The organism is Rhodoferax sp. GW821-FHT07F03, from assembly GCF_059418745.1.
In genome coordinates this window covers 43,459-63,590 of the sequence record NZ_JBWKQM010000005.1, presented here as the reverse complement: position 1 = coordinate 63,590, position 20,132 = coordinate 43,459, and the positions used below count along the sequence as shown (strand labels likewise).

Below are 20,132 nucleotides of genomic sequence, written 5' to 3'. Positions count from 1 at the left end.
AATCGCAGCGGCTTGTATGTTCAAGACATCGGGCGGCGCTGCCACCAACCCAGCAGCTCATTGCCCACCAGCGCGGCCACGACCAGGGTACCGCCCAGCAGAACGCGCGGATCGGGTGCCTCGTTGGCACCCAGCCAGGCCAGGGCAATGCCAAACAGCACTTCCAGCAACTGCAGCAGGGACACCTCGGGCGCCTTCAACACCCGGGCGCACCATACCGACAGCACGCATGGAATGGCCAGCTGCACCGAGCCCAGCAGGGCCAGCAAGCCCATATCGTGCGCGGTCGCCTGGAAAGGCAAAGCCAAAGGCAGGGTCAAAGCCGACGAAATCAAGGCCCCCACCAGTACCGAAGGCACCAGGTCCACATCATGGCCCTGTGCCCGGCTGCGCTGCAGCACAGTCCAGTTCACCGCGCCGGCAATCGGTACGCACAAGGCGACCAGCGAGCCCAGCAACTGCTCCATCCCACCCTCCAGCGAGAGCTGTGCACCATACATGGTGGCGATACCCACGCCCGCCACGGCAATCGCCGTCCAGGTGCGCATGGGCAAACGGTGGCCAATCACGAAGCGGGCCAGCAATGCAGTGAACAAAGGCCCCAGCGCCATGGTGACCAGCACATTGGCCACCGGGCTCATGCTCAGAGCCAGCATGAAGGCAGTAAACATCACCGCCCAGCACACGCCCGACAACCAGAGCGAAACGCCGCCCCGGGCGATCTTGGTAAAGACCGCACGGCCCTGCAGGATGGGCAAAATCACCAGCAACGACAACACTGTGAAGGCGCTACGCCAAAAAGTGATTTCAAAGCTGTGGGCAGACTCCAGGTGGCGGGTGGTAACCCCTGCGATGGACCACATCAGGGTCACCAAAACCATCATGAACAAGGCGCGGGCGTGGGATAAATGCATGCCCTATTGTCGTCTGCCGCAGCACCTGCCTAGACAACGTAACCTAAGCTGCGGGATGGGCCAAACCGGTCAGGCCCATGCGCCGGCACAAGGCATGCGCCGTCTGGTACAGGCTGCGCACTTGCCGCGCCGCGTCCGCGCAGGCGTCGGCGCTATAGTCCAGCCCAGCGCGTTCAACCTGCCCGGCCAGGGCAGCCAGAGCATGAAAGCCCAGGCTGGCACAGCCACCCTTGAAGGCATGGGCCACCTCTTGCAAGCGCGTCGTATCGGCCGCGTCCAGGCATGCCACCAGGGTATTGAAGCTGCGAGACTCGTCGTTGAAAAAGCTGTCCAGCAAGGAGCGGTAGCCGTCCAGGGAAATCGCCACGCAAACCTCACCCAGCATGGGCATATCCAAGTGCCGGGCCACATCTTCCGAGCGGAAGCGCCGTGGTTCGGCCGGTGCAGGCGGGGCCACCGTTGCAGCCTCTTGCGCAGGAGCGCGGCTGTCCATCAGGCCGAAGCGCTGCTGCAGCAAGGATTCGATCTGGTCCATTCGCACCGGCTTGGACAGGAAATCGTCCATGCCCGCTGCCAGCGCACGCTCACGGGATTCGGCGAAGACATCAGCCGTCAAAGCCACGATGTAGACGCGGGACGCCGCACCACCACCCGCGCGCAATGCCTGGGTGGCCTGCAGACCGTCCAACACGGGCATGTGCACATCCATGAACAACACATCGGGCGCGGCACGCCGTACCTCGGCCACAGCCTGTTCGCCGTCCTCCACGAAACGGATGCGGTGGCCCAGCCGTTGCAACAAGCCCTCCATGTATTTGCGGTTCACCGGGTGGTCTTCAGCGACCAGGATGTCCAGGCCGCCGATGATGCCGTACTGGGTCGCATGCGCAGGTAGTACCGAGGGCGCCTGCTCGGTACCCTGCGGAGCCGACACGCAGGGCAATAGCAGTGCCAGGCTGAACTGGCTGCCCCGGCCGGGCTGGCTCTGCACCGTAATATCGCCTCCCATCAGCCGGGCCAGGCTGCGGGAGATTTCCAGGCCCAGACCGGTGCCCCCGAAACGGCGGGAAATACTGGCGTCACCCTGCGAAAAGCGCAGGAACAGGCTGTCCAGCGTGGCGGCGTCCATACCTATGCCCTGGTCGCTGACGCATAGCCGCAGCGCTACGGAATGCGCAGGTGTGGCGTCGCCCTGAGGTTCGCAGTCCACACTCAGCAGAATGCGGCCCTGGGCGCTGAACTTGATGGCGTTGGACACCAGGTTCAGCAAGATCTGCTTGATGCGTGTACCGTCGGCCTGCACCCAATCGGGCAGCGGGCTATGCAATTCCAGCGCGAACTCCAGGTGCTTATCCTTGGCCAGCGGGCCCATCAGGGCATCTACATCGTGCAACAGCCGGATTAATTGCACAGGTGATGGATTGATGGCCATCTTGCCCACGTCCAGGGCCGACACGTCCAGAATGTCATTCAACAAAGCCAGCAAATGGTTGGCCGAGCCGCGCACGGTGGCGACATAGTCGGCCTGTCGCGCATTCAGTCGCGTTTCCTCCAGCAGCCCCAGCATGCCCAAAATACCATTGAAAGGCGTGCGCAACTCGTGGCTCATATTCGCCAGAAACTGGCTCTTGCCGCGGTTGGCGCTCTCGGCCATGCGGTTGGCCTCTACCAGATCATCGGTCAAACGCTTCAAGGCTAAGCGCTCCTCTTCCTGCCGGCGATGCCGGACCACCAGGGCACCGGATGCCACCAACAGCACGATCAGCTGTGCCAGCGTAAGCCAGACGATCATATTGTTCTGCCACAGCAGCGTGGTGCCCTGCCCCTCCAGCTGCAGTGATACCTGGCTGTTTGCAACCATGCTCAGTGCTTGCACCTCGGGCCCCATGGCATTGAATTCCCGCAGCAAATCAGTCAATGCCTGAGGGTCCGGATCTGGCTGCTCCAACACGCTATCGGTCTGCGCCACCAACTGTTCCATGCGGGGAATGACCGCCACGTATTCAGGCCGCCCCTGGAGGATGGCAATGCTGGGGTTGTCACGCAGCAAACCCAGGCGACTCACGAAGATGTTCAGTCGCAGATTCAGCTCATCCATGTCCGGTGGTTCACGGCTTTTGACCCGGCTGTCCAGCACCTGGCGAAAACGCAAAAATTCGCGCTCAAACTGAAAGGCCATGGCCGTGATCGAATCATTTCCCAAATGGCTGTTTTGCCGTATGGCCTGCCGCTGCGTCAGTTGTAGCACCAGCATTACCGCCATGGCCAGCGCCATGCCGACCGTCACTACGGCGACCCAGAGCAAATAACGGTGGTAATTCGTACGCCCAAACATCAAGGGAGCCCCATTCGAAATGCGTCCACCTGGACCATCCAAGCACGCAACCATGGTAACGCGTGCCCGCCATGCAGCAAAACATGCCACGCATGAAAAAACCCCGGCACGCCATGACGGCGCCCGGGGCTTCCAAGAGAGCAGCACCTCGCGGTGGCTGCTCCGAATCAGGGCTTAACGGCCTGCGCGCTTGCGATCGCTTTCCTTCAGATGGCGCTTGCGCAGACGCACCGACTTGGGCGTGATTTCGACCAGTTCGTCGTCTTCGATAAACTCAACGCCGTACTCCAGTGTCAGCTCGATCGGAGGCGTGATCTTGACCGCATCTTCCTTGCCGGACACGCGGAAGTTGGTCAGTTGCTTGGTACGCGTAGCATTCACCACCAGGTCGTTGTCACGGCTGTGGATACCGACGATCATGCCTTCATACACAGGGTCGTTGGCGCGCACGAACATGCGGCCGCGGTCGTCCAGCTTGCCCAGGGCATAGGTGAAGATTTCACCGTCGTCCATGGAGATCAGCACACCGTTCTTGCGGCCGCCGATGTCGCCCTTGTGCGGCTCGTAGCTGTCGAAGATGTTGGAGATCAGGCCGGAACCACGGGTCAAGTTCAGGAATTCGTTGGAGAAACCGATCAGGCCACGGGCCGGGATGCGGTACTCCAGGCGCACACGGCCACGGCCATCCGGCTCCATGTTGACCAGTTCACCCTTGCGCTCGCCCAAGGCCTGCATCACGCCGCCCTGGTGCTGTTCTTCGATATCGGCCGTCACCAGCTCGATAGGTTCGTGCTTCTCGCCATTGATGTCCTTGAACATCACGCGTGGCTTGGACACTGCCATCTCATAGCCTTCACGGCGCATGTTTTCCAGCAGGATGGTCAGGTGCAATTCACCACGGCCCATCACTTCAAAGATACCTTCTTCGTCGGTTTCGTTGACGCGCAAAGCCACGTTGTGTTGCAGTTCCTTTTGCAGGCGGTCCCAGATCTGGCGGCTGGTTACGAACTTGCCTTCACGGCCGGCCAGCGGGCTGGTGTTGACGCAGAAGTTCATGGTCAGCGTGGGCTCGTCCACTTTCAGCATGGGCAGTGGTGCGGGCTTCAGCGGATCGGTCACGGTCACACCAATACCGATGTCGGCAATACCGTTGATCAACACGATTTCGCCGGGGCCGGCTTCCGTGGCTTGCACGCGTTCCAGACCTTGGAAGGTCAGCACTTGGTTGATACGGCCCTTGACGACCTTGCCGTCCGGACCTTCCATGACCACCACGTCCATATTGGGCTTGATCGTGCCTTGGCCGATGCGGCCCACGCCGATACGCCCCACGAAGGTGGAGAAGTCGAGTGCGGAAATTTGCAACTGCAGAGGAGCTTTAGGGTCGCCACTTTGCGATGGCACGTGCTTCAGCACGGTGTTGAACAGGGCCGACATGTCGGGGCCCCATTGCTCGCCAGGAGCACCCTCTTCCAACGAGGTCCAGCCGTTGATGCCGGAAGCGTAAACCACCGGGAAGTCGAGTTGCTCGTCGGTCGCGCCCAGCTTGTCGAACAGGTCGAAAGCGGCGTTCACCACGTGCTGGGGACGCGCACCGGGCTTGTCCACCTTGTTCACCACCAGAATCGGCTTCAGGCCCAGGGCCAGCGCCTTCTTGGTCACGAAACGGGTTTGCGGCATAGGACCTTCTTGTGCATCGATCAACAGCACAACGCCATCGACCATGGACAAGGCGCGTTCGACTTCACCACCGAAGTCCGCGTGACCGGGGGTGTCAACGATGTTGATGTGCGTGCCTTCCCAGCTCACTGCGCAGTTCTTCGCCAGAATCGTGATGCCACGTTCTTTTTCGATGGCGTTGTTGTCCATCACGGTGTCAACCACTTTTTCGTGCTCGGCAAAGGTGCCGGACTGGCGCAGCAGTTGGTCAACCATGGTGGTTTTGCCATGGTCAACGTGGGCGATGATCGCTATGTTACGGATTTGTTTAGTGCTCATATTTCTCTACTCCTAAATCGAATGGCTCTCTGCTTTTTGCGCCTGGGCCAGAATCTGACCTATGTCCAGCGGGCTTAGCAGTCGCCCTGGTATCAATTCACCGTCCCTCACCTGTGCCGTTCCCAGCAAGGTGGCGGGGCTGTCGCCGTATACCGCCACATGGGCAGCATCGGGCCAGTCGCCCCGGCGGCGCACGCCGCTCAGAAACCGTCCCGCATTCTGCGTGTCCAACATGACACGCTGGTGCTGCGCCAACAACGCATCCACCGGCAGCAGGCAGTCCAGGCGCTGGTCTTCCGCCATGGCCTCCAACTCCGCCAAAGTGACGCACTGCGTTATCCCGAAATCACCGGTCGCAATGCGACGCAATGCCGTCAGATGCGCACCGCAACCGAGTGCCTCACCAATATCTTCACCCAGTGTGCGGATGTAGGTGCCCTTGCTGCACTTAGCTACAATTTCTATAGCATCCAGCGCAGATTCCGTCTGCGCTAAAGCCACTTTTAATTCAAATATCTCAACATCCCGTGCCGGCCGATCAATCTCCACCCCGGCACGCGCATACTCGTACAAAGGCTTGCCGTCCTTCTTCAAGGCGCTGTACATCGGCGGCACCTGCCGGATCGGGCCGGTGAACTGCTTCTCCACGGCCGCCACCTGCTCGGGACTGACATGCACCGGCCGCGTCTCAATCACATCGCCTTCGGCATCGCCGGTAGAGGTTTTCACCCCCAGCCGGGCTACTGCCAAGTAGGTCTTGTCAGCATCCAGATGCAGCTGGCTGAACTTGGTCGCCGAGCCAAAACACAGAGGCAGCACACCGGTGGCCAAGGGGTCCAAGGTACCGGTATGGCCGGCCTTCTCGGCGCGCAGCAGCCATTTCACTTTTTGCAGCGCATCATTGCTGGACAGGCCCAAAGGCTTGTCCAGCAGCAGCACCCCATGCACGGGACGCCTGGCAACCCGTACACGTGGCGTTGCGGTCATGGGGCTCAGTCTTCCTTGGCCCGGGATGCCACCGCGCGCGCAATCAGCGCATTCATATCGGCGGCTTTCTCGGTCGTCCGGTCAAAATGAAAGTGCAAAGTCGGCACGGTATGGATGTGCAAGCGCTTGAACAAACCAGCGCGCAGAAAGCCTGCGGCCTGGTTCAAACCCTCGGTACATTCGTCCGGGTTGCCCGTCAGCACGCTGAAGAAAACCTTGGCGTGCGCGTAGTCGGGCGTAACCTCCACCCCCTGGATGGTGACCATGCCCACCCGCGGGTCTTTCAACTCGCGGGCGATCAGCTCCGTCAGATCCCGCTGAATCTGGTCGGAGACTTTGAGGCTGCGGTTTGGCGCAGCGGCTTTGCGTTTCACCATTACAGGGTACGGGCGATTTCTTTGATCTCAAAGAACTCCAACTGGTCGCCCACGGCGATGTCGTTGTAGTTCTTGAGCTTGATACCGCACTCGAAGCCTTCGCGCACTTCGCGGACATCGTCCTTGACACGCTTGAGCGAGTCAATTTCACCGGTGTAGATGACGATGTTTTCGCGCAGCAAGCGGAAGCGTGCACTGCGATTGACCGAGCCGTTGGTAACCATACAGCCTGCGACCGTACCGATCTTGGAAGCCACGAACACGGTGCGAATCTCGGCCATACCGATGACTTCTTCACGTTGCTCGGGCGCCAGCATGCCGGCCATGGCAGCCTTCAACTCATCCACGGCGTCGTAAATGATGTTGTAGTACTTCACGTCCACAGCATTGCCTTCGGCCAGCTTGCGGGCACCGGCATCGGCGCGCACATTGAAGCCGATCACGATAGCCTTGGACGCAATCGCCAGGTTGATATCGGACTCGCTGATACCACCCACAGCGGCGTACACCATCTGGATCTTGACTTCGTCGGTCGACAGCTTGAGCAGCGATGCAGCCAAAGCTTCCTGCGAACCCTGCACATCGGCCTTGACGATGATAGGCAGTATCTTGACTTCGCCCGCCGTCATGTCCGTGAACATGGTCTCCAACTTGGCGGCTTGTAGCTTGGCCAGCTTGGTATTGCGGAACTTGCCAGCACGGTAGGTAGCGATTTCACGGGCCCGACGCTCGTCCGGCAGAACCATGAATTCGTCCCCTGCCTGTGGCACTTCGGTCAAGCCCTGGATTTCCACCGGGATTGATGGGCCAGCCGACTTGGAGGGACGGCCGTTTTCATCCAGCATGGCGCGCACACGGCCATAGGTAGAACCTGCCAGCACGATGTCGCCGGTTTTCAGCGTACCCGACTGCACCAACACGGTGGCCACAGGGCCCTTGCCCTTGTCCAGACGCGCTTCAATCACCAGGCCCTTGGCCATGGCGTCCACCGGTGCTTTCAGTTCCAGCACTTCGGCCTGCAGCAGCACTTGCTCCAGCAGTTCGTCAATGCCCTGGCCGGTCTTGGCCGACACCGCCACGAATGGCGAGTTGCCACCGAAGTCTTCAGGGATCACGTCTTCCACCACCAGCTCGTTCTTCACGCGCTCGGGATTGGAATCAGGCTTGTCGATCTTGTTGATGGCAACCACGATAGGCACACCAGCCGCTTTCGCATGCTTGATAGCTTCCTTGGTTTGCGGCATCACACCGTCGTCGGCAGCCACCACCAGAATCACGATATCGGTTGCCTGGGCTCCACGGGCACGCATGGCGGTAAACGCCTCGTGGCCCGGCGTATCCAGGAAGGACACCATACCGCGCGGGGTTTCCACGTGGTAGGCGCCAATGTGCTGGGTAATGCCACCGGCTTCACCCGATGCCACTTTGGCACGGCGGATGTAATCCAGAAGAGAAGTCTTACCGTGGTCCACGTGACCCATGACGGTCACCACAGGTGCGCGCGGCAAAGCTTCGGAATCCTGCTGCGACACTTCGTCGTCGGTGAAGGCTTCTGGATCGTCCAGTGCCGCCACCACCGCCTTGTGGCCCATTTCCTCGACCACGATCATGGCCGTATCCTGGTCCAGCGGCTGGTTGATGGAGACCATCTGACCCAGCTTCATCAGGTGCTTGATCACCTCGGAGGCCTTCACCGCCATCTTGTGGGCCAGTTCGGCCACGGTGATGGTTTCAGGCACGTGCACCTCAATGATGCGCGCTTCCACCGGCGCTTGTTGCGCGTGGTCGTCATGCTGGTCGCGGTCATTGCTGCCACGGCGACCACGCGGTCCACCACGCCAGTTGCCACGGCCACCGACGCCACCGCTGGAATCGCCACGGGTGGGCAGTGGTTTCTTCTTGGCGGGATCTGCCCAGCTGCTCGACAGCTTGGCCGACTTGACTTCCTTACCTGCACCAGCGCCGGTAGTTGCTGGCGCTGGCGCCGGCTTGGCCGGAGCTGCACCGGCAGCGGGCTTGTGCAAGGTGCCCTTCATGCCGGCCTTGGCCGCGTCAGCGGTTGCAGGCTTGGCCACAGGCTTGGGCTCTTCCGGTTTCTTGGCGACCAACACCTTCTTGGGCGTGGACATCATCAAACGGATGGCGGCAGCTTCTGCTTCGGCCTTGCGGCGGCGGTCTCCCAGATCCACCACGCGGGCGGCTTCTTCGTCTGCACGGGCCTTGGCCTCGGCAGCGACCTTGGCGCGGGCATCCGCCTCGGCCTGGGCCTTGGCTTGGGCCGCAGCAGCGTCGGCTTGCGCCTTGGCCTGGGCAGCAGCTTCAGCTGCGGCGTTGATGTTTTGTCCAACGGCAGACAGAGGCGGCGTGGGCGCAGCCGCTTTTTGTTGTTCAGCCTGGGCACGTGCTGCAGCCTTGGCCGCCGCTTCTGCTTCAGCTTCTGCCTTTTCAGCAGCAGCCCGTTCACGCGCTTCCTGCTCTTCACGCTGGCGGCGCTTTTCGATCAGTTCTTCTTCCTGACGGCGCATCAGCTCAGCCTGGCGGCGAGCTTCTTCCTCACGGCGGGCCAATTCAGCTTCTTCTGCCGCGTTGCTGGACGGAACTTCCAGTTCAGCCTCTAGCACAGCGCCCTCGGGGCTCGCGTCCATGCCTTCATCACGCTTGATGAAGGTGCGCTTTTTGCGCACCTCGACCTGGATGGTGCGAGCACGGCCGGTGGAATCGGCCTGCTTGATTTCGCTGGTGGATTTCTTCACCAAGGTAATTTTCTTGCGTTCCAGAGTAGCAGTGCCATGGCTGGCCTGCAGATAGCCCAACAAGCGTTGCTTATCGGACTCGCTCAGAACGTCAGACACAGCAGCTTTGGCAACACCGGCACCCCGGAGTTGTTCCAGCAGGGTGTCAGGGGATTTTTTGAGTTCAGCAGCAAACTCGGCGACGGTAGTAGTGGACATGTATTGTGTGACCTTTCATGACCATTACTCTTGAGAGGCGCCGTCATTGGTAAACCAATGCGCGCGCGCCTTCATGATCAAGGTCGTGGCCTCGTCCTCAGACTGGCCGGTAATTTCGGAGAGCTCATCACCAGCCAAATCGGCCAGATCGTCGCGTGTTTGGATGCCGCCCGCATGGAGCTTGGCAATCAGTTCGGGGGTCAGACCTTCCAGGTCGCGCAGGTCCTGGGATACCGCCTCCGCATTTTCTTCCAGGGCGATTTCCATCGTCAGCAGCACGTCCTTGGCACGCGAGCGCAGCTCGTGCACGGTGTCTTCGTCAAAGCTTTCGATTTCCAGCATTTCCTGCAGAGGCACGTAGGCAATTTCTTCCAGGCTGGTAAAGCCTTCATGGATCAGGATGTCAGCCATTTCTTCATCGACATCGAGTTTTTCCATGAACAGCTTGCGGCTGGAATCGGTTTCCACAGCCTGCTTCTGGGCCGACTCGGCGGCGTCCATGATATTGATCTTCCAGCCGGTCAATTCGGCGGCCAAGCGCACGTTTTGACCACCACGGCCGATCGCGATCGCCAGATTTTCCTCATCGACCACCACATCCATGGCATGGCGCTCTTCGTCCACCACGATGGAGGTGACATTGGCCGGAGCCAGGGCGCCAATCACGAACTGGGCCGGGTCTTCACTCCACAGCACGATGTCGACGCGCTCGCCAGCGAGTTCATTGGTCACACCGTTGACACGGGTACCACGCACACCCACGCAGGTGCCGATGGGATCAACGCGCTTGTCGTGCGACAGCACGGCGATCTTGGCGCGCGAACCAGGGTCGCGGGCACAGGATTTGATCTCCAGCAGGCCTTGTTCGATTTCAGGCACTTCCTGGCGGAACAGTTCAACCATGTAGGCAGGCGAGCTGCGCGACAGGATGATGGGGGCACCGCGCAAAGTCAGGTCCACTTCCATGATCATGGCGCGAACGCGGTCACCGGTACGCAGATTTTCCTTAGGGATCATCTCGTTACGACGCAGACGGCCTTCAACGCGGCCGCTCTCGACAATGATGTCGCCCTTGTCCATGCGCTTGACGGTGCCGACAAAAATCTTGTCGCCGCGGCTCATGAAGTCGTTCAACAGCATTTCGCGCTCGGCATCGCGGATCTTTTGCAGAATGACCTGCTTGGCGGCCATCGCACCAATGCGGCCAATCGGCAGGGACTCAATCGGTTTCTCGATGTAGTCGCCTTCTTCGATGTCAGGAATGTCGTCGCGCACGTCCGACACCAGCTCTTCTGCCTCGGGGTTTTGTAAACCGGCAGAGTCTGGCACCACCAGCCAGCGGCGGAAGGTTTCGTAGTTGCCGCTATCGCGGTCCAGCGCCACGCGGATATCCACTTCGCCCTGGTACAGCTTCTTGGTGGCTTGCGCCAAAGCCGATTCCACTGCGCCAAACACAACGTCCCGCTCCACGTTCTTCTCACGTGAAATGGCATCTACCAACATCAACATTTCGCGATTCATGTCACGAATCTCCTGAACACTTAAACCAACAAAACCAAACCCGCTGAGCCGCATCTGCACGCTGGCGCCGACGGACCATCACCCAAGCGCCGCGCCAGTGTCTTTTGCGTTGCGGCCATTGAAACTTACGATAGGAGCCAAACGGGCATCCCGAATCTCATCCAGAGTGAACCCCAACGCCTGCACTGGCGCGGGAGCCCGCTTTTTACTGATACGCGCACCGGGCTTGGCCACGGGCTCGTCGCTCCAGACGATTTGCCAAGTGGGCGCCGCATCGGCGCTCACAGCGGCAACGCTTTCCAGCGTGCCGCGAAATTTCTTGCGATTGGCATTGACCTGGCCACCGGCCGACATACCGATGGCGACCTTGAGGGTGATATCAATCACCGAACCTTCAAAACGTTCAAAGTCGGTCTTGTGGCGCAGCGGGCGATCGATACCGGGCGAGGAGACTTCCAGCCGCTTGTATTCGACGCCATCGACTTCCAGCGAAAACTGGAGTTGGCGGGTGACTTTTTCGCAGTCTTCCACGTTGATGAACTGCTCAGGCGCCCCCGCGACCCAAGGATGGTCGATAGTGATGCGCAGCAAACCACCAGCAGAGCGTTCGATCTCTACGAGGTCATAACCGAATCCGGTCACGGTTTGTTCAACGATGTCTTGTAACGCCACGTGTTATGAATATGAGTACATTGGGCCCGACCGCACCGCCATAAAAGCAGGTGCCGAGAGGCGTGTTAAAAACAATCGACCAAAAAAAACGGGCCGGTAATTACCCGCCCGTTTGGTCGTGAGCCCGGATTGTAGCGCAAAAATGGCTTTAATCCATTGATACGTAAGGGTTTTAGCGGGGCTTGGCCGGCATTCAGGCCGCCGCAGCCACCAGCGCCCGGGTATAGCCATGGTGTGGCGCATCCAGGACCTGGTCTACCGGGCCCGATTCCAGGATTTTGCCCTCTTGCATCACCAGCACCTGGTGGGCCATGGCACGTATCACCGCCATATCGTGGGTAATCAGGAGATAGGCCATGCCATGCGTGCGTTGCAACTGCTGCAGCAACTGCAGCACCTGCTTCTGGATGGTCACATCCAGCGCGCTGGTGGGCTCGTCCAGCACCAGGAGCTGGGGCCGCACGATCAGGGCCCGTGCAATCGCCAGCCGCTGGCGCTGGCCGCCCGAAAAGGCATGCGGGTAACGCTGCAGCAGACCCGGGAACTGGGTTTCGCCCAAGCCCACCTCAGCCAGAGCTTCCAGCACCATTTTTTTACGATCCGTTACACCTACATGCGGCGCATGCACGCGCAGACCTTCACCCACAATCTCTTCCACCGTCATACGTGGCGACAAGGAGGAAAACGGGTCCTGGAACACCACCTGCAGCTTGGCCCGCAGGGCCTTGTTGCCCGTCGCATCACGGCCCCAGGCCTGGCCGGCGCACTGCACGCTACCGGAAAATTTCTGCAACCCCAGAACCGTCAGTGCCAGCGTGGATTTACCCGAACCCGATTCGCCCACCACGCCCAGTGTCTGACCAGGGGGAATGGCAAAGCTGGCCTCTTTCAGCGCCACAAACTCCGCCTTGCGAAACCAGCCCCGCAGGCCGGCGATAGGCACCGGATAGACCACCCGCAGGGACTGAGCCTGCAGCAAGGGCGGCGCGGGGCTGTCGGGCACCACATTGCGGACCGGCGTGCTATCGATCAACTTGCGGGTGTAGACATGCTGCGGACGGGCAAACACCTCGGCCACCGCACCAGTTTCGACGATGCGGCCCTGCTCCATCACCGCCACGCGGTCGGCAAACTGGCGCACCAAATGCAGGTCGTGGGTAATCAACAGCACGGCCATGCCGTACTGGCGCTGCAGATCGGACAGCAAGGCCAGAATCTGGGCGCGCACCGTCACGTCCAGCGCGGTGGTGGGCTCATCCGCCAGCAGCAGCTTCGGTCTGCAGGCCAGGGCCATGGCGATCATGGCGCGCTGGCGCTGGCCGCCGCTGAGTTGGTGCGGATAGCTGCCCACCCGGCGTGCGGGTTCAGCAACACCTGTACTTGCTAGTATTTCAATAGCTGCCTGCGCAGATTGCGCCTGCGTCAGGCCCTGTTTTAACTCAAAAACCTCGGCAATTTGGCGGCCAATGGTGAACAGCGGGTTCAGCGCCGTCATCGGCTCCTGGAACACCATGGCGATGTCCTGCCCACGGATACCGCGCAAGGCACGTTCTGACAGTGTCAGTAAATCGGTTCCGCCCCACAGGGCCTTACCGGAAACCCGGGCGTCCTCCACCAAACCCAACAAACTGAGCGCCGTGATGCTCTTGCCAGAGCCGGACTCACCCACCAGTGCAAACTTCTCCCCTGGCTGTATCTGGAAGCTGACGCGGTCCACCACCGGCTTGTCGCCAAAACGCACGCTCAGGTCTTGTACGTCGAGCAAGCTCATGCCTGAACCTTTCGCGGATCGAGCGCATCACGCAGCGCGTCGCCCATAAAGGTCAGCAGTAGCAAAGTGACCACCAGCACCACAAAGGTGGACAGCGAAATCCACCAGGCGTCGATATTGTTTTTGCCCTGGCTGAGCAGCTCGCCCAGCGACGGCGTACCGGGCGGCACGCCCAGGCCCAGAAAATCCAGCGAAGTTAGCGTAAGGATGGAGGCACTCATCTGAAACGGCAAAAAGCTGACCACCGGCGTCAGGCTGTTGGGCAGGATGTGACGCCAGATGATTTGCATATCGCTCACCCCCAGGGCGCGCGCGGAGCGCACGTAGTCCATCTGCCGGTTCCGCAGAAATTCGGCGCGGGTGTAGTCGCTCAGGCCCATCCAGCCAAACAGGCTGAGCAGGACCAACAACAGACTGATGCTGGGCGTGAAAATCGCGCTGAAAATGATCAGCATGTACAGATACGGCATGGAGCTCCAGATTTCAATGAACCGCTGGAAGACCAAGTCCGTCTTGCCGCCCAAATAGCCCTGCAGCGCACCCGTCGCCACGCCCACGACCACGCTGACCAGAGTCAGCGCCAGCGCGAACAGAACGCTGACACGAAAGCCGTACAGCAGCTGCGCCAACAGGTCGCGCCCCCGATCGTCCGTGCCCAGCCAGTTGTCACGCGACGGCCCGGATGGATTGGGGAACTTGGCAAAATAGTTCAGCGTCTTGGGGCCGTAGCGGTTCGGCGCGTACAGCACCCAGTTGTCGCCGTGGGCCAGCTGCGCCTGGATGAACGGGTCCAAGTAATCGGTGCTGGTTTCAAAGTCGCCGCCGAAGGTCTTTTCGGAGTAGTCATGCACCAAGGGGAAGTACAGCTGACCTTGGTAGCGCAGCACCAACGGCCGGTCATTACTGACCAGCTCGGCCGCCAGGCTCAGCAATACCAGCACACAAAAAACAACCAGGCTGTAGTACCCCAGGCGATTGCGCTTGAAGCGCTGCCAGGCGCGGCGGCCGGGCGATGGGCTAATCAAATCTGACACGCGGATCCACCCATACGTAGCAAAGATCGGAAATCAGCTTGGTGACCAGGCCGATCAGCGTAAACAAATACAGCGTGCCCAACACCACCGGATAGTCACGGCGGATCACGCTCTCGTAGCTCAGCAGGCCCAGGCCATCCAGCGAAAACAGGGTCTCGATCAGCAATGAACCAGTGAAGAAGGCGCCAATGAAGGCCGCCGGAAAACCGGTGACGATGGGGATCAGCGCGTTACGCAGCACGTGCTTGTACAGCACCTGGTTCTGCGACAAGCCCTTGGCCCGCGCCGTCAGCACATACTGTTTGCGAATCTCTTCCAGGAAGGCGTTCTTGGTCAGAATGGCGGTGACGGCAAAGCTGCCCACCACCATGGCCGTGACCGGCAAGGCAATGTGCCAAAGGTAGTCCACCACCTTGGCGCCCCAGCTGAGCTCGTCAAAATTGCTCGACACCAGGCCGCGCAATGGGAACCACTGCAACTGCCCGCCAAACACCACCAGCAGCACCACACCCAGCACAAAACCGGGAATCGCGTAGCCCACCAAAATCAGCAGCGAAGTCACCAGGTCAAACGTGGACCCGGCCCGAACCGCCTTGGCAATGCCCAGCGGCACAGCGACCAGATAGCTGATGAAAAACGTCCACAGGCCCAGACTGATGGACACCGGCAGCTTCTCCCACACCAACTGCGACACCGGCTTGTTCTGGAAAAAGCTCTTGCCCAGGTCGAAGCGCAGAAACTGCCCCAGCATCTGGACGAAGCGCTCATGCGCCGGTTTGTCAAAACCATATAGCGCCTTGATTTGCTCGATACGCTTGGGGTCCACGCCCTGCGCACCGCGGTAGCTGAAGCCCGCCCCCTCGCCCGCACCACCGCTACCGGCCACACCGGCCCTGGCCTCGGCCAGGTACTGCTCCACCGGCCCTCCGGGTACAAACTGCACCACGGCGAAGGTGATCAGCAGCACGCCCAGCAACGTGGGCACCATCAGCAGCAAACGCTTCAGTATGTAGACAAACATGGTTTAAGGTGCTTTGACGGGCCGGGCCCACCAGGTGTGGATGGCCCAGCTTTCACCGGGAGAATACGGCGGCACCACATCGGGACGCGCCAGGCGCCAGGCGTTATAAGCCATGCGGTGGGTGGTGGCCGTCCACTGCGGAATCAGCACATGGCTGTGGCTGATCACGCGCTCCAGCGCCCGGCAGGCGGGCAGCAGCTCGGCCTGGGTTTTGGCGCCCGTCATGCGGGTAATGAGCGCATCCACCGCCGGGTTACGCAGACCGTTGTAGTTGCCAGAATCCTCCACATCTGCGGCCTTGCTTCCAAACAGATCTGCAAACTCCTGGCCCGGGTTGTTGGTGCCGGGGTAGTTGATGGAGATCATGTCGAATTCGAACTTGCTCAAGCGCTGTTGGTACAGCGCGAAGTCCACTGGCCGGTAGCTCAGCTGGATGCCCAGCTTTTCCAGGTTGCGTGCCCAGGGGCTGACCACGCGCACGCCACTCTCGCTGCTGTCGAGCATTTCGATCACCAACGGCTCGCCCTTGGCATTGCGCAGCGCACCGTCACGTACCGTCCAACCCGCTTCCTGTAACAAGGCCTGGGCGCGCCGCAGATTGGCACGCAGGGACGAATCGCCATCGGTGCGCGGCGGCACCGTCATCGGACCAAAGGCCGCAGCCGGAATGTCCTTGCGCAGCGGCTCCATCAGGGCCAGCTCCTGCGGGCTGGGCAAGCCCGTGGCCGCGCAGTCGGTATTGCCAAACAGGCCGTTCACGCGCTGGTAGGCGCCGTAGAACATCTGGCGGTTCATCCACTCGTAGTCCATCGCCAGGCCCAGGGCCTCGCGCACCCGCACATCCTTGAATTTGTCACGGCGCAGATTAAGCACATAGCTTTGGAAGCCCGAAGGCAGGCGGTGCTGGAATTCACCCTTGACCAGCTCGCCCGTGTCAAAACGTTTGCCGGTCACGCGACGCGCCCAATCGCCGGCAGAGAAAAAGCGCATCAGGTCAAACTCACCGGCCTTCAGCGCCTCCAGCCGGGCCGTGTTGTCCTTGTAGATCTTCACCGTGATACGGTCGAAATTCTCGGTGCCGCGCTTCACATTCAGGTCGCGAGCCCAGTAGTTGGGGTCGCGCACATAAGTGATGTCCTTGCCGAAGTTCACCGGGCCGATGCGATAGGGGCCGCTGCCAATCGGCAGGTCCATCACCACCTCGTCAAAGCGCTTGCCTTGGCCCCACTTATGGCTGAAGACGGGCAGGCCGCCCACGGTCAACGGCAGCTCACGGTTTGGCTTCTTGAAGCGATAGCGCACGGTGCGTGCATCCAAGACGTCAATACCGGCCACGTCCTCCAGCGCGGTCTTGTAGCCGGGCGAGGTGTAGGGGCCCATCAGTGTGTCGTAACTGAACTTCACATCAGACGCCAGCACCGGATCGCCATTGTGGAAGCGCGCCTCACGGCGCAGCACAAAAGTGGCACCCATGCCGTCGGCCGGCACCGCCACGTCCTCGGCCAGCAGACCATAGCCCGCGCCGTTCTCGTCCATGGAGCCAACCAGCAGGCTGTCGAACAGCATCTCGGTCAAATAGGCCGGCGCACTGCCCTTGATAGTGAAGGGGTTGTATTTGTCGAAGGTGGAGCTGCGGATGTTGCTGACCAGGCGTAGCTCGCCGCCCTTGGGGGCATCGGGGTTGACGTAATCAAAGTGCGTAAAACCGGGCGGGTATTTCAGCTCGCCCCACAGCGCATAGCCAGGCGCGGCCCAGGCCGACGCGGCACACAACAGTCCCCCCAAAGCCAGCAGAAATCGCATGCGACAATTCTGCAATACTTTTGGTCGCTAAACGACACGCTTAGCACTGCTCACTTTTCTTGGAGACTTTAGTCATGGGATTTCTTGCTGGCAAAAAACTATTGATCACCGGCGTGCTGAGCAACCGCTCGATTGCCTACGGCATTGCCAAGGCCTGCCACGCACAGGGTGCCGAGCTGGCATTCAGCTACGTGGGCGAGCGCTTCAAGGACCGCATCACCGAGTTCGCCGCCGAATTCGACTCCAAGCTGATTTTGGACTGCGACGTGGGTGACGACGCGCAGATCGACAAGCTGTTCGCCGACCTGGCACAAACCTGGCCCACGTTCGACGGCTTTGTGCACAGCATCGGCTTTGCACCACGCGAAGCCATCACCGGCGACTTCCTGGAAGGCCTGAGCCGTGAAGGCTTCAAGATTGCGCACGACATCAGCGCCTACAGCTTCCCCGCGATGGCCAAGGCCGCCCTGCCCTACCTCAGCGACAAGTCGGCCCTGCTGACCCTGACCTACCTGGGCGCCCTGCGCGTGCTGCCCAACTACAACACCATGGGCCTGGCCAAGGCCTCGCTGGAAGCCAGCGTGCGCTACCTGGCTGAGTCGGTGGGCCCCAAGGGCGTGCGCGTCAACGGCATCAGCGCCGGTCCAATCAAGACCCTGGCCGCCAGCGGCATCAAGGACTTCGGCAAGATGCTCAAGGCCACGGCCATGAATCCCATCCGCCGCAATGTAACGATTGAAGACGTGGGCAATGTCGCCGCTTTCCTGCTGAGCGACTTGGCGGCCGGTGTGAGCGCCGAGATCACCTACGTGGACGGCGGCTTTAGCCAAGTCGTGGGTGGTATCGGCGAATAAGGTTCACGCGGCAGTCGCCGCCAGGATCCAAGCAAAAAGGGGCGCTGGCGCAGATAGCACCAGCGCCCCTAGCTATATTTGTTATAGCTATTTGTGGGCTTAGTAGCCTTCCGCCAGACCGGTATTGCGGCGTGGATCGTTCGCGCCGTAGAAGCGAAAGTTGCCGCGCGGCTTGCCCTCTAGCGTTGGCGCCCCCACCAAGATGGCAGCCAAGTGGTTTGCGGGCTGGGGCGCACCGAGGTTGTGGCCCATGCCTTCCAGAATCTTGCGGGTATCCGGGCTGATGCCGAAAGTGTCCACGTTCGTCAGGTCCGGCAGCCATTGCTGGTGAAAGCGCGGCGCGTCTACTGCTTCTTGTACGTTCATGCCGTAGTCAATCACGTTCCATATGGTGTGCGTCACCGCAGTGATGATGCGGCTGCCGCCCGGTGTGCCCACCACCATGACCGGCTTGCCGTCTTTGCTGACGATGGTCGGACTCATGGAACTCAGCGGACGCTTGCCGGGCTCAATCTTGTTGGCCTCGCCCTGCACCAGACCGTACAGATTGGGCACACCCACCTTGGAGGTGAAGTCGTCCATCTCGTTGTTCAGCAACACGCCGGTTTTGGCCGCCGTCACTTTCGCGCCAAACCAGTCATTCAGCGTGTAGGTCACCGATACCGCATTGCCATCTTTGTCCACGATGGAATAGTGGGTAGTGTTGCTGCCTTCGTGCGGTTCGACGCCTGGCTTCAAGTCCTTTGAGACCCCGGCCTTGCTCGGATCAATGGCAGCGCGGATCTTCGCGGCATAGGCTTTGTCCAGCAGGCGGTCCAGCGGATTCTTCACGAAGTCCGGGTCGCCCAGGTAGCTATTGCGGTCCAGGTAGGCGTGGCGCATGGCCTCGATTTGGTAGTGCACAGCTTGGGCCGAGCGGAAGCCCAACTCTTTCATGGGATAGCCCTCGACGATGTTCAAAATCTCGCAGATCACCACACCGCCTGAGCTGGGGGGCGGCGCCGAGACGATGTGGTAGCCACGGTAGTCGCACTCCACCGGCGCCAGCTCACGCACCTTGTACTGGTCCAGATCGGCCTGGGTGATGATGCCCTTGCCGGCGGTACTGGCGGCAACGATGTTGGCACCGACCAAGCCTTTGTAGAAGCCGTCCGCCCCCTTCTGGCTGACCAGCTTGAGCGTTTTGGCCAGGTCTTTCTGCACCAATTTTTCGCCGATTTTGAAAGGCTCACCCTTGTTCAGGAAAATGGCGGCAGAAGGCACATCTTTCTTGAAGTCTTCGGTCGAAGTTTTCAGCATCTCCACATCACCCTCTTGCAGCACAAAGCCACGCTCGGCCAAGGTGATGGCCGGGGCGATCAGCTTGGCGCGCGGCATGGTGCCGTATTTGGTCCGGGCCTCTTCAAAGCCGGCAACCGAACCAGGCACCCCCACGGCCAGATAGCCATTCGTGCTGGCGCCCTTGACTACGTTTCCAGCGGCGTCCAGGTACATATTCGCCGTAGCAGCCAATGGGGCTTTTTCGCGAAAGTCAAAGAAGGTCTTGCGGCCATCGGCCAGTTGCACGGTCATGAAGCCGCCGCCGCCCAAATTGCCGGCAGCCGGGTACACCACCGCCAGCGCATAGCCCACGGCGACTGCCGCGTCGATGGCGTTACCGCCGCGTTTGAGTACGTCAACACCGACCTGGGTTGCCAGGTGCTGGGCGGTGACAACCATGCCGTTTTCAGCGGCAACCGGTGCCACGGAAGCGGCCTGCGCAATACAGCACAGGCTGGCAGCGCTAGCGATCAACGCCAGACGGAAAGATAGAGTTTGCATGCGAATAGATCTCCAAACTTGGGGGACGGGCTACTACAAAAATTTACGTCGGCACAGAAACCACTGTAACAAC

General features: G+C 60.6%; 14 protein-coding genes. 1 reads left to right on the top strand and 13 read right to left on the bottom strand.

Features of this window, described 5'->3' with window-relative positions:
* Window positions 1–20: 20 nt before the first annotated feature.
* From AC07R0_RS08490 to AC07R0_RS08435, 12 genes are all read right to left on the bottom strand, one after another.
* Window positions 21–914: a DMT family transporter gene (locus AC07R0_RS08490; RefSeq protein ID WP_495076267.1), complete on the bottom strand. Its 894-nt coding sequence runs from the start codon at window positions 912–914 to the stop codon at window positions 21–23.
* 43 nt (window positions 915–957) lie between these two features.
* Window positions 958–3,249, bottom strand: coding sequence for an ATP-binding protein (locus AC07R0_RS08485; protein ID WP_495104487.1), 2,292 nt, complete (start codon window positions 3,247–3,249; stop codon window positions 958–960).
* Window positions 3,250–3,423: 174 nt separating this feature from the next.
* Window positions 3,424–5,247, bottom strand: a complete 1,824-nt coding sequence (typA, locus tag AC07R0_RS08480; protein ID WP_495104486.1) for a translational GTPase TypA — start codon at window positions 5,245–5,247, stop codon at window positions 3,424–3,426.
* 12 nt (window positions 5,248–5,259) lie between these two features.
* Entirely contained in the window at window positions 5,260–6,234 is a 975-nt protein-coding gene (truB, locus tag AC07R0_RS08475) for a tRNA pseudouridine(55) synthase TruB (protein WP_495104485.1), read from the bottom strand.
* 5 nt (window positions 6,235–6,239) lie between these two features.
* Entirely contained in the window at window positions 6,240–6,611 is a 372-nt protein-coding gene (gene rbfA / locus AC07R0_RS08470; protein ID WP_490593799.1) for a 30S ribosome-binding factor RbfA, read from the bottom strand.
* On the bottom strand, window positions 6,611–9,562 hold the full coding sequence (gene infB, locus AC07R0_RS08465) for a translation initiation factor IF-2 (protein WP_495104484.1): 2,952 nt from the start codon (window positions 9,560–9,562) through the stop codon (window positions 6,611–6,613). The genes rbfA and infB overlap by 1 nt, the downstream gene beginning before the upstream one ends.
* Before the next feature lie 24 nt (window positions 9,563–9,586).
* Window positions 9,587–11,083, bottom strand: coding sequence for a transcription termination factor NusA (gene nusA / locus AC07R0_RS08460; protein WP_495076272.1), 1,497 nt, complete (start codon window positions 11,081–11,083; stop codon window positions 9,587–9,589).
* Window positions 11,084–11,161: 78 nt separating this feature from the next.
* A complete protein-coding gene (rimP, locus tag AC07R0_RS08455) occupies window positions 11,162–11,755 on the bottom strand; it encodes a ribosome maturation factor RimP (protein ID WP_495104483.1) in 594 nt (197 codons plus the stop codon).
* Between the two features lie 193 nt (window positions 11,756–11,948).
* Window positions 11,949–13,526, bottom strand: a complete 1,578-nt coding sequence (locus AC07R0_RS08450) for an ABC transporter ATP-binding protein (RefSeq protein WP_495104482.1) — start codon at window positions 13,524–13,526, stop codon at window positions 11,949–11,951.
* Complete coding sequence (locus AC07R0_RS08445; RefSeq protein ID WP_495104481.1) at window positions 13,523–14,560, bottom strand: ABC transporter permease; 1,038 nt, start codon at window positions 14,558–14,560, stop codon at window positions 13,523–13,525. Before AC07R0_RS08445 ends, AC07R0_RS08450 begins: the two co-directional genes overlap by 4 nt.
* Complete coding sequence (locus AC07R0_RS08440; protein ID WP_495076276.1) at window positions 14,544–15,581, bottom strand: microcin C ABC transporter permease YejB; 1,038 nt, start codon at window positions 15,579–15,581, stop codon at window positions 14,544–14,546. The genes AC07R0_RS08445 and AC07R0_RS08440 overlap by 17 nt, the downstream gene beginning before the upstream one ends.
* Window positions 15,582–15,584: 3 nt before the next feature.
* Complete coding sequence (locus AC07R0_RS08435) at window positions 15,585–17,384, bottom strand: extracellular solute-binding protein (RefSeq protein WP_495104480.1); 1,800 nt, start codon at window positions 17,382–17,384, stop codon at window positions 15,585–15,587.
* A gap of 74 nt (window positions 17,385–17,458) precedes the next feature.
* Between AC07R0_RS08435 and fabI the strand changes: the two genes are divergently transcribed.
* Entirely contained in the window at window positions 17,459–18,238 is a 780-nt protein-coding gene (fabI, locus tag AC07R0_RS08430; protein WP_495104479.1) for an enoyl-ACP reductase FabI, read from the top strand.
* A 99-nt stretch (window positions 18,239–18,337) separates the two neighbouring features.
* Here the strand turns inward: fabI and ggt are convergent, their stop codons facing one another.
* A complete protein-coding gene (gene ggt, locus AC07R0_RS08425; protein WP_495104478.1) occupies window positions 18,338–20,059 on the bottom strand; it encodes a gamma-glutamyltransferase in 1,722 nt (573 codons plus the stop codon).
* Window positions 20,060–20,132: the final 73 nt, after the last annotated feature.